Here is an 11337-nt window from a genome sequence, read left to right on the forward strand (position 1 = left end):
TCTGTAACTGACCACAGGGTTGGATGGCCCCCGACCACGTTGACCGATACGCCGGGAAACTGGGCCGCTTGCGCCTTAGGCTCATCGCTTATGAATCGACTCGATCGCTTCTTCGAGATCTCGACCCGTGGTTCAACAGTCCTCTCCGAGATCCGGGGCGGCGTGGTCACCTTCATCGCGATGGCCTACATCATCGTGCTGAACCCCGTCGTCCTCTCCGCCTCCGCCGACGTCGACGGCAACAAGCTGCAGTTCGCCCAGGTCTCGGCCACGACATGTCTGGCGGCAGGCGTGATGACCATCTTGTTCGGGATCATCGCCCGGTTGCCGTTCGCGTTCGCCGCCGGTCTGGGCATCAACTCGTTTCTGGCCACCACCGTGGTGGGCACGGTCACCTGGCCCGAGGCCATGGGCCTGGTGGTCATCGACGGTCTCATCATCGTGGCGCTGGCGGCCAGCGGGTTCCGCCGTCTGGTGTTCGACGCCGTCCCGATGCAACTCAAACTGGCGATCACGGCGGGCATCGGGCTGTTCATCCTCTTCATCGGACTGGTCGACGCGGGTTTCGTCGGCTCGACCGGCCTGCCCTCACCCCCGGTCGGGCTCGGCACCGGTGGCGTCGGCTCGATCAACACCGTGCCCACCGTGGTGTTCGTGTTCACGTTGTTGGTCACCGGCATCCTGGTAGCCCGCAAAGTCCGCGGCGGCATCCTGATCGGTCTGGTGACAGGCACCGTGGTGGCTGTGATCGTCGAAGCGATCTGGCACCTGGGTTCGGCGCAGGAAAAGCACGGCGGTTGGGGCCTGTCGGTGCCGGCCCTGTCCGGCTCACCGTTCGCATTGCCCGACCTGTCACTGGTCGGCGACGTCAGCCTCGGCGCCTTCAGCCGGATCGGGTACTTGGCGGCCATCATGCTGGTGTTCACGTTGGTGTTCGCCAATTTCTTCGACGCCATGGGAACCATGACCGGGTTGTCCCGGGAAGCCGGGCTGTCCGACTCCCAGGGCAACTTCCCGCGGCTGAAATCGGCCCTGATCGTCGAAGGCGCCGGCGCCGTCGTCGGCGGCTCCTCGTCGGCGTCGTCGAACACCGTCTTCATCGAATCCGGCGCGGGTATCGAGGAAGGCTCCCGCACCGGCTTCGCCAACCTCATCACCGGTGTGCTGTTCCTGGCGGCCATGTTCGTCGCCCCGCTGGCCTCGATCGTGCCCACCGAGGTCGCCGCCGCAGCCCTCGTCATCGTGGGCGCCATGATGGTGTCCCAGCTGCGACACATCGATCTGTCCGAGTTCTCCGTGGCCCTGCCGGTGGTGCTCACCGTGGCCACCATGGCCTTCAGCTACTCGATCGCCAACGGCATCGGCGTCGGGTTCGTGGCCTGGGCTGTGCTGCGGTCGGCCGCCGGTAAGGCGCGTGAGGTCAGCCCGCTGCTGTGGATCGTGGCCGCCGGCTTCATCCTGTACTTCGCCCGCGGCTGGATCGAGTCACTCATCGGCATGTGAGTGCCGGTAGCCTTCCCCGCATGGGGATGAAGGCATGAGCGCCGGCCTGTTCGGTTTGCTCGACGACATTGCGGCGCTGGCCCGGCTGGCCGCGGCGTCGATCGATGACATCGGTGCAGCCACCGGCAAAGCCACCGCCAAGGCCGCCGGCGTGGTGATCGACGACACCGCGGTCACCCCGCAGTACGTGCACGGCATCACCGCCGAACGTGAGCTGCCGGTGATCAAGCGCATCGCGATCGGCTCGCTGCGCAACAAGATCCTGTTCATCCTGCCCGCCGCACTATTGCTCAGCCAGTTCGCGCCATGGTTGCTGACGCCCATCTTGATGCTGGGCGCCACTTACCTCTGCTTCGAGGGCGCCGAGAAGGTCTGGGCACGGTTCACCGGCCACGGCGGACACGGCGGCGGCGAGCACGGCGAGCTGACCGCGGCCGTCGGCGGGGACGCCGAGAAATACATGGTCACCGGGGCGATCCGCACCGACTTCATCTTGTCCGCCGAGATCATGGTGATCGCGCTGAACGAAGTGGCCAATCAGACTTTCTGGCCACGACTGATCATTCTGGTGATCGTCGCGCTCGTGATCACCGCCGCCGTCTACGGCGTGGTGGCCGGCATCGTGAAGATGGACGACATCGGCCTGCTGTTGGCCCAGCGCTCATCAAAGTTCGCGCAGAAGATCGGCCGCGGCCTGGTTGCCGGCATGCCCAAGCTGCTGGCGGCCCTGTCGACCATCGGCACGGTCGCGATGCTCTGGGTCGGCGGACACATCCTGCTGGCCGGTACCAACACCCTGGGCTGGCACACCATCTACGACGTGGTGCACCACGCAGAGGAGGCCGTGCACCACGCCGTCGGCGAGCCGTTCGGCGGTCTGCTGGCCTGGCTGACCAACACCGCCGCCTCGGCTGTCATCGGCCTTGTGGTCGGCACCGTGGTGGTCGGGATCATGCATGTGCTGCCGTTCGGCAAGAAGGAGAAGCACGACGCGCCTGCGTGACGCTGATTTCGGCTGCACACGATACCGTGGCCAGGCTTCTCGCCGGGGCCGCGAGGCCAACTATCTCGGCTTCACGTGCGATACTCGATGCGGACGTTTTTGGTACGTCCTGTTTCACCAATGAGAGAAGTAAAAATATGACACAGGGAACTGTGAAATGGTTCAACGGCGAAAAGGGCTTCGGCTTCATCGCCCCTGACGGCGGCGCCCCGGACGTCTTCGTCCACTACTCCGAGATCACCGGAAGTGGATTCCGGTCGCTGGACGAGAATCAGCGTGTCGAGTTCGAGATCACCCAGGGAGCCAAGGGCCCCCAGGCAGTGGGAGTCACTGCGATCTAGTCTTTGCAAGACCTGATGGTGGGCCGGAGCGGATGAATTCCGCCCGGCCCATTTGGTTTCAGCCAAGCGTTTCCGGCACGTCCTGCTCGCGCCGTAACCACTTGGCTGATTCGAGCTGAGCGATACGCAACACTCGGTCTGCAGTGTCGAAAGCGGGAGAGCGCCGCACCGTTTCCTCAACAGGCATCGCCGCGGCACAGCGCATCACCAACGCGCCGAGAGCGACGGACGTCTTGCAAGGCACGACAAGGAGTTTCACGCTCGCGTCCCGGCCGGCCACCATCATCAAACGAGGCCGGCTCAGCTTCATCCCGGTCGGGCTTCGAGTACCACCAACGATCGAGTCAAGATCGAGTTGCCCCTCGGAAGCCGACCAATTGACCCGAATATCAACAACTTCCCCGAGCGATCGATGCAGGACTCCGACCAGTTCAGGCAATTCGTTGGCCACCGACCCGGTGTGAGGCCACCACGCCCCATCGATGTCAGCGCCCAATCGCGTGGCGAGGGTGAGCCGAACCGGGCTGGCCAGCCGCCGGGTCCCGTTGAGGCCGTTCACGACGACTGCGGACCTGATCGAGGCGTGAGCTCGCCCGACGCCCGATCCGAAAAGACCAGCGGCGCCGCCGGTTCGGTCAAGTTCGCCGCCACCCGTACCGGGTCTTGTCGCTCGGTGTGTGAAAACAGTTCGGACGATTCCATAAGACTGTCCTTGAGTGGTGCGACTACCGCACCGTAGTGGAAAGCAAGCGACGGTTGATCACCGGCTGACCTGTGATGTATCCGGCCCACCCTCGAATCTACACCCGCTGGGCGGACGACGTCCCACTGCGCCGTCAAACCAAGCGCCGCCGGAGTCGGCACCGGGCACGGACATCCCAGAGCAAGACGCGGAATCCTAACTGCGACAGCCACAGTGGCTTCTTCCGCTCCCCTGCGACACACCGCGCCACATATTCGTCGAACCACTGTTGATCCTCGGCCGTCCACGGCACCCGCATCGCTTCACGGAACGCCGGCGGCAGGTAGCCGATGGTGCGGCGGTACTTGACCGGCCCGAACCGCTTCTGGATCACCGGGTGCGCATACCCGAAGTTGGCGATGTCGAGCAGAAACTCCCGGACCTCGTCGCTGATCTGGATCTTTCCGACTTGCGTATCCCAGTACCGCGTGAAGGCGTCACGGTCCGGCGGCCACATCTCGGCCGGCATCTGCAGCGTCGTGCCACAGACCTTCCCCTGCTGGTAGAACTTTTCCCGCTCGGCACCGGCGAGCGGCCCGTGCACCCGTTGATAAATGTCTTCCCAGCCGAAGTAAAGGCAGGCCGCAACCCAGAGCTGCAGTTCCGGATCCATGGCGTTGTACTCCACCGGACTGTCCCCGTCGGAACGAACCTGAGCGTGTTGGCGATTGACCGCTTGCCGATACCGGCGACGATCCTCGGCGTTTCCCAGCACCGCGACGGCCAGGTAAGAAGCCGTGGTGCGCGCCCGTTTGATCGGATGGCGGTCCAGGCGCCCGTCCTCCACCTTGCTGCGGGCGACGCCATAGCCGACGGCCGGATTGGCCAACTGCATGATCACGTTGGCCGTGCTCATGGTGTGCCCCATCGACAACAGCGACCTGCCGAAGAAACGGCAGTCGAGCTCGTCCAGCTCTCTACGAGACAGTCGCTGAGCACTCGGCCCCATGGTCGCACCCCAACTTTCTGGAATCCATCGTTCTCAGATAAGAGTGGCGCACCGCGACCGAAATTGCCACCCTGTGGCATCCCGATCCGTCCGCGGACCTCAGCGGTTCGACGCCCGCACCGCAGGCAGGATCAACGTATCGATGACATCCCGGATGAACTTCGCGTCGATACTCTGCCCGCTGATCACGCGCATGAGACACATCCCGGTCATCACATCGGCAACCAGCGACCAGTCTTGGTCTCGCGACACCTCACCCCGAGCCGCGGCCTGCCGCAGGATGGCCGTCACCACACGCCTGCCTTTGAGCAGCATCAGATCGTCGAGGGCTGAGGCCAGATGCGGATCGTGGGTGGCCTCGACCGCGGCCCGCAACACCAAGTCGTACGAGAAGTGCTCTTCGTCGTTGCGCACCGCTCGGCGGACGAGTTCGTCGAAATCGCCTTCCAGGCTGCCGGTGTCGGGCGCATCGTCATCGAGTAGGTCGGGCCGCCAGTACACCAGGGCATCGGTGATCAGTGCGGCCTTCGACGACCAGCGGCGGTAGATCGCTGCCTTCCCGACACCGGCTCGCGCGGCGATGTCGTTCATGTTGGTGTTGACGTAGCCGTTCTCCGCCAGGGCCGCCAGCGCCGCGTCGAGGATGGCCGCGTCACGCGACCGGTCCAGACGGCCATCGGTACGCCGACGCAGTTTTGAGTCTGCGTCCGGCAGATTGTCACGGCCGGCTGTCATGGTCACGCCGAAGTCGTCGGAATGGGTGCCGTGTTGTCATCGATCTGGTCGGACTTCTTCCGTTCGCGTTCGAGGCGGCCCTGCCTGGTGATCTCAAAGGTGTTGAGCGGCCACCAGAACCAGCGGCCCAGCGCCGCGGCGATCGACGGGGTCATGAAGGAGCGCACGATCAACGTGTCGACGATCAGGCCGATGCCGATGGTGGTACCGAGCTGCCCGATCACCCGCAGGTCGCTGACGATCATCGACGCCATGGTGAAGGCGAACACCAGCCCGGCCGCCGTGACGACTCGCCCGGTGGCACCGACAGCACGGATGATGCCCGTATTGAGCCCGGCGTGGATCTCCTCGCGCAAGCGGGAGACCACCAGCAGGTTGTAGTCCGAACCGACAGCCAGCAGGATCACCATCGACAGCGGGATCACGATCCACTGCACGCCGAGCCCGAGAATGTCTTGCCACAGCAGCACCGACAAGCCGCATGCGGTGCCCAGGGATGCGGCCACCGTGCCGACGATCACCAAGGCGGCCACCACACTTCGGGTGATGATCAACATGATCGAGAAGATCAGGATCATCGAGGCGATGATCGCGATCATCAGATCCGTCTTGACGCCGTCCTGCATGTCGGCATACATCGACGCGGTGCCCGCCAGCGACACCTTCGCGTTGGCCAGCGGGGTGCCCTTGACCGCATCGGCCACAACGCCTTTGAGGTCGCGGACGTGCTCGATGCCCTCCACCGAGGCCGGGTCACCCTGATGGGTGATGATGTAGCGCACCGCATGACCGTCCGGCGAGACGAACATCTTCAGCCCGCGCTCGAAGTCCGGGTTGTCGAACACATCCGGCGGCAGGTAGAAGAAGTCGTCGTTCTTGGCCTGATCGAAGTACAGACCGATCTCGGTGGCGCCCTTGGCCAGTTCCTGTTGCTGAGCCTGGGTGCCGGCCATGGTGCTGTGAGTGGCGATCATGAAATCGCGCATCCGGGTCATCGAGTCGATGGTCGAACGCAACTCCGGCAGCATCTGCGGCATCAGCTGGTCCATCCGGTCCATGTCGGTGGTCAGCGTCTGCATCTTGTCGGTCAGCGTGTCGATGCCGTCGAGGGTGTCGAAGATCGACCGCATCGACTGGCACACCGGAATGTCGTAGCAGTGCGGTTCCCAGTACAGGTAGTTGCGCAACGGCCGGAAGAAATCGTCGAAATTGGCCAGGTTGTCGCGCATCTCCTTGGTAGCTTCCACCATTTCGTGCGTGTTGCCGACCATGCTGTGCGTGGTCGCGGTCAGCTCGGTCATGAGCGTGTACATGCGTTCCATGCTGGCCACAGTCCGGCCCATCTCGTCGGCCTGCTCCAGCATCTGAGCGGAGTTGTCGTTGTTGAACTTCGCGCCCTGCAATGTTCCGGCGTTCTGCGCGCCGAGCAGGAACGGGATGGAGCTGTGCTCGATGGGCGAACCCAACGGGCGGGTAATCGTCTGGACCCGCTCGATACCGCGCATGTGGACCACCCCCTTGGCGACCCGGTCGATCACCAGCATGTCCGCCGGGTTGCGCAGGTCGTGGTCGGCTTCCAGCATCAACAGTTCGGGGTTCATGCGGGCCTGGGAGAAGTGCCGGTCGGCCACACCCATGGCCAAGTTGGCCGGCATGTCTTCGGGAGTGAACTTCTGATCGTTGTACTGCGGCACATAGGTCAGCAGGCTCACGAAGCCGATGACGGCAATCAGGCTGGTGACGAAGATGATCGGGATCGGCCAGCGCACCACGGACGTGCCGACCTTGCGCCAGCCCCTGGTGGAGAGCTCCCGCTTCGGATCCAGCAGACCGAACTTCGAGGCAACCGTCAGCACAGCAGGGGCCAGCGTCAGGGCGGCGGCGATGATCACCAGGATCGCGATGGCGCATGGCAGACCCATGGTCTGGAAATAGGGCAACGTGGTCATCGTCAGACACATACAGGCGCCCGCGATGGTCAAACCCGAGCCCAGGATGACGTGGGAGACACCGTGATACGCGACGTAGAACGCCTCGTCCTTCACCAGGCCCTTCGATCTCTCCTCGTGGTATCGACCGAGTAGGAAGATCACGTAGTCGGTACCCGCCGCCAGCGACAGCATGGTGACCATGCTGACCGCGTACGGGGTCAGGCCGATGATGTTCACATACCCGGCTGCAGCGGTAACTCCCTGCGCGGCAAAGAGTTCGAGGCCGATGATGACCATCGACACCAGCATCGTCACGATGGACCGGTAGATGAACAGCAGCATCACGATGATGACGGCAACCGACACCAACTCCATGGTCGCCATGCTCTGGTGCCCGGCGACCTGGGTATCGGCGTTGAGCACGGTGTTGCCGGCGACGTGGGCTTTGATGCCCGGCGGGGCAGGCACTGAAGCGACGATGTCGCGCACCGCGGCCACCGATTCGTGGCTGGCGCTGGTGCCTTGGGAACCGTTGAGAAAGATCTGCACGTAGGCCGACTTGCCGTCGACACTCTGCGAACCGGCGGCGGTCAGCGGATCGCTCCAGAAGTCCTGAATGTTCTGGACATGTTCGCGATCAGTCTCGAGCTTGTCGATGATCTGGTCGTAGTACTTGTGCGCCTCGTCGCCGAGTTTGTCCTCACCTTCGAGCACGACCATTGCCGAGGAGTCGGAATCGTACTGTTGGAACACCTTGCCGATGTTCAACATGCCCTGATACGACGGCGAATTCGTCGGGCTCAACGGCACCTGCCGCATTTCGGCGACCGCGTCGAGTGAGGGCACCAGCGCACCCAGCGCGACCACCACGAGCACCCAGAAGATGATGATCGGCAGCGAGAAGATCCGGACCATGTGGCCCAGGAACGGACGGTGCGGCTTCGAGTGCGCGTTGCTCATACGGATTTCACCAAGCAGTAGATGAACGGTTTGACGGTGTCTGTGCTCGCCCGGTCGTCGCGGACCTCGCCGTCGACCGTTACCCGACAGCGCAGATCGCTCACGTCACGATCGCCCTGGGCCATGATGTTGGCCGACATCGAGGGCAGCGTCGTCACGATCGTGAACGACCAAGGCAGCGGAGTGTTTTCGATGAGATGAGGCTGACCGTTCTCATCGAGGTAATTGAGGTTGGCCGTTCCACCGGAGCCGGTGACCTCATAGGTGATGTGCTTCGGATTGAAATTCGCGGTGATACCCGAGCCATCGGCCGCCCTCGGAACCTGATGGTTGGACTCACGGATCCGCAAGATCGCGTACGCGCCCAAAGCGACGACCACCACCAAGGTGAGTGGTATCCACGCTTTCTTGAGCAACCCGAACACAGTTGCGCCTCCCGACCTGACCCTATGCAAAAATTGACCCAGACGGAACTCAAGTTCCGCCTAAGAGGATGCTGAGCACTGTACTCGAGCCGGTCCTCCCCAGCGACTCGGCCTCTACGCAGCGAGGAAGCGCTCTAAGCCGGCGATCACGATGTCGAGGTTGAAGTCGAAATCCCGAGCAGCTGCGCCGGCATCGGTGCTGCGGTCGGCCACCACGCCACTGAGCAGTGGGAAGTCACTGGACGGCAGGTCCTTCAGGGCACGCACCACCTCGGGTGTTTGGTGGTGCAGTCGGGACTCCGCCGACCCCAGCACGTCATGCGCTGCTGACATCGCGAGCCCGGACACCAGGGTGAGCGCCCGCCCGGCATCGTCGGTAGTGAATCCGCCGTCGGTCAGGGCCTGCAGCACCTGTTCCGCCAAGGCGAGGCTGGCCGCCCCGCTGGTTCCGCGCAGCCGGAAACTCGTAGCCGTCACACCGAGTTTGAGTACGCCCTGCCGGATGGCGTTGCCGTAGGCCCGCAGGACTTCCTGCCAGCCGGCCCCGGTAGGTAACTCGATCGAGCGCAGTTCGGTCTCGAACAGATCGGCCACCACGAGCTCGAGTAGACCGTCGCGGTCGCCGACGTAGTAGTGCAGCGTCGTGCGGTCCACCCCGAGTGCGTCGGCCACCGCCTGCATGGTCAACGCACCCGGCGCCAACGCCCGCGCCGCCGCGACGATCTGCTTCTGATCGATGCGCGGTGGCCGCCCCCTGCGTGGTGCGTTTCCGGTGGTCACACCGGCAATCCTAGTTGTTCGCGACCATGCCGACGCACCACTCTTCCTTTTTCTCACGGTCGTGGAAAACTGCCCGAAACCGAGCAAGGGAGCCGCCGCATGTCACAAACTTCGCCATATCGGGTCGTCCAGTGGACAACCGGCAACGTCGGAAAGAGTTCGGTGGCGGCCATCGCCCGCAACCCAACCCTGGAGCTGGTCGGCTGCTATGCGTGGTCAACCGACAAGGCCGGCAAGGACGTCGGTGAGCTCGTCGGGATCGAGCCGCTCGGGGTGACCGCCACAAACGACGTTCAGGCGCTGCTCGCCCTCAAACCCGATGTCGTGGTCTACAACCCGATGTGGATCGACGTCGACGAACTCGTCGAAATCCTGTCGGCCGGCGTCAATGTCGTGGCGACGGCCTCCTTCATCACCGGACATAACCAGGGCGAGGGCCGCGACCGAATCGCCGAGGCGTGCCGCATGGGCGGTTCCACCATGTTCGGATCGGGCATCAGCCCGGGCTATGTCAACCAGTTGGCAGTCGTTGCCGCGGGTATCTGCGATCGCGTGGACAAGATCACCGTCAACGAAGCCGCCGACACCACGTTCTACGACTCACCCGAAACCGAGAAGCCGGTCGGGTTCGGTCAGCCCATCGATCACCCCGACCTGCAGGCGATGACCGCACACGGCACCGGAGTGTTCGGTGAGGCCGTGCGGATGATCGGCGATGCGCTCGGCATCGAATTCGACGAAGTCCGCTGCGACGCCGAATATGCCCAGACCACAGAGGATCTCAATCTCGGATCATGGACCATCCCGGCGGGCGGTGTGGCGGGCGTCTTCGTCAGCTGGAAGGGAATCGTCGGAGACACCACCCGCGTCGAACTCACTCTGCGGTGGCGCAAAGGCCAGACACTGCAACCCGATTGGCAGATCGACCAAGACGGCTGGGTAATCGAGGTTGCCGGCCGGCCGACGGTGACGATGAAAGTCGGCTTCCTACCGCCCCCGGACTTCGAGGCAACCACGCTCGAGGAATTCATGGTGCTCGGGCACATCATGACCGCCACTCCCCCGATCAACGCGATCCCCGCAGTGGTCAACGCCGCACCCGGCATCGTCACCTACAACGATCTGCCGCTGATCCTGCCCCGCGGAGTCGTGCCCGCGAGCTAGAACCGACTGTATGAGACATACATACGGTTCCCATCCTGAGCAATACGTCGATCGGTGGGCGCCGGGGTCGGCGCCCATCGGTCTGGCGGTGCTGATCCACGGCGGCTACTGGCGCGGGAGCTTCGGCGCCGACCTCATGGAACCGTTGGCCGCGGACCTGACGGCGCGCGGCTGGAGCGTCGCCAACATCGAGTACCGCCGGGTCGGCCGGGCCGGCGGCTACCCGACAACGCTCCAAGACGCCACAGCCGCTGTCACCGTCGCGATAGGCGCGGCACCCAGTGAGCACCGCATCGTGCTGATCGGGCATTCCGTTGGCGGTGAACTGGCTTTGCTCAACGCCCGCCTGGCCCATCTCGTCTTGGCCCTCGCGCCGGTGACAGATGTGCGACGCACCTTCGATGAGGACCTCGGTGAGCAAGCCGCGATCGAGTTCATCGGCGACACACCCGAGCAGAACCCCGACGCCTACGCCACGGCTTCCCCGCGCTACCAGCTCCCGGTCGGCCGCCCCGTACTCATCACCCACGGGCTCGATGACGCCCGCGTGCCGGTAGCGCATTCGCGCGACTACCGCGACGCCGCGATCCGCCATGGCGACAACATCGAGCTGCGTGAGTACGCCCGGTTACCTCACGGCGACCAGATCAACCCGACCTCCGAGCACTGGGCTCACGCGGCTGAATGGCTTGCCGAACAACCTATTTGATCGACACTCTCATCGTCACATGACTTTGGCCGACACAGTGTAAACACCAGGCCCATGTTGCTGACACTTTGTCGGCTCCGCAGTCGCGCTCCACA

At 64.0% G+C, this 11337-nt stretch carries 11 protein-coding genes; 5 read left to right on the top strand and 6 right to left on the bottom strand.

Annotation, left to right across the window (positions count from 1 at the left end):
• The first annotated feature begins 90 nt into the window (after positions 1-90).
• The 3 genes from K6L26_RS28985 to K6L26_RS28995 all read left to right on the top strand — a co-directional run bounded on the left by K6L26_RS28985 (position 91) and on the right by K6L26_RS28995 (position 2847).
• The gene (locus K6L26_RS28985) at positions 91-1503 is read left to right on the top strand and encodes an NCS2 family permease (protein ID WP_064895438.1); all 1413 of its coding nucleotides are present in this window, start codon (positions 91-93) and stop codon (positions 1501-1503) included.
• 34 nt (positions 1504-1537) lie between these two features.
• Positions 1538-2506 carry a DUF808 domain-containing protein gene (locus K6L26_RS28990; RefSeq protein WP_019344929.1) on the top strand — a complete coding sequence of 323 codons (969 nt, stop codon included), beginning with the start codon at positions 1538-1540 and terminating at the stop codon, positions 2504-2506.
• 137 nt (positions 2507-2643) lie between these two features.
• The gene (locus tag K6L26_RS28995) at positions 2644-2847 is read left to right on the top strand and encodes a cold-shock protein (RefSeq protein ID WP_019344928.1); all 204 of its coding nucleotides are present in this window, start codon (positions 2644-2646) and stop codon (positions 2845-2847) included.
• A 58-nt stretch (positions 2848-2905) separates the two neighbouring features.
• Here the strand turns inward: K6L26_RS28995 and K6L26_RS29000 are convergent, their stop codons facing one another.
• The 6 genes from K6L26_RS29000 to K6L26_RS29025 form a co-directional block, all read right to left on the bottom strand.
• Entirely contained in the window at positions 2906-3406 is a 501-nt protein-coding gene (locus tag K6L26_RS29000) for a DUF5994 family protein (protein WP_019344927.1), read from the bottom strand.
• 277 nt (positions 3407-3683) lie between these two features.
• The gene (locus K6L26_RS29005) at positions 3684-4538 is read right to left on the bottom strand and encodes an oxygenase MpaB family protein (RefSeq protein ID WP_221852278.1); all 855 of its coding nucleotides are present in this window, start codon (positions 4536-4538) and stop codon (positions 3684-3686) included.
• Between the two features lie 99 nt (positions 4539-4637).
• The gene (locus tag K6L26_RS29010) at positions 4638-5273 is read right to left on the bottom strand and encodes a TetR/AcrR family transcriptional regulator (protein WP_043368290.1); all 636 of its coding nucleotides are present in this window, start codon (positions 5271-5273) and stop codon (positions 4638-4640) included.
• Between the two features lie 2 nt (positions 5274-5275).
• Positions 5276-8164, bottom strand: a complete 2889-nt coding sequence (locus K6L26_RS29015; RefSeq protein WP_221852280.1) for an MMPL/RND family transporter — start codon at positions 8162-8164, stop codon at positions 5276-5278.
• On the bottom strand, positions 8161-8580 hold the full coding sequence (locus K6L26_RS29020; protein ID WP_275083250.1) for an MmpS family transport accessory protein: 420 nt from the start codon (positions 8578-8580) through the stop codon (positions 8161-8163). Before K6L26_RS29020 ends, K6L26_RS29015 begins: the two co-directional genes overlap by 4 nt.
• A gap of 123 nt (positions 8581-8703) precedes the next feature.
• Positions 8704-9369 (bottom strand): TetR/AcrR family transcriptional regulator C-terminal domain-containing protein, encoded by a 666-nt coding sequence (locus K6L26_RS29025; protein ID WP_221852281.1) that lies wholly within the window; start codon positions 9367-9369, stop codon positions 8704-8706.
• 99 nt (positions 9370-9468) lie between these two features.
• Between K6L26_RS29025 and K6L26_RS29030 the strand changes: the two genes are divergently transcribed.
• Complete coding sequence (locus K6L26_RS29030) at positions 9469-10533, top strand: NAD(P)H-dependent amine dehydrogenase family protein (RefSeq protein WP_221852283.1); 1065 nt, start codon at positions 9469-9471, stop codon at positions 10531-10533.
• Positions 10534-10543: 10 nt separating this feature from the next.
• On the top strand, positions 10544-11242 hold the full coding sequence (locus tag K6L26_RS29035) for an alpha/beta hydrolase family protein (RefSeq protein ID WP_221852285.1): 699 nt from the start codon (positions 10544-10546) through the stop codon (positions 11240-11242).
• Positions 11243-11337: the final 95 nt, after the last annotated feature.

The sequence above is a fragment of the Mycobacterium farcinogenes genome (genome assembly GCF_019739075.1).
Taxonomy (GTDB): domain Bacteria; phylum Actinomycetota; class Actinomycetes; order Mycobacteriales; family Mycobacteriaceae; genus Mycobacterium; species Mycobacterium senegalense.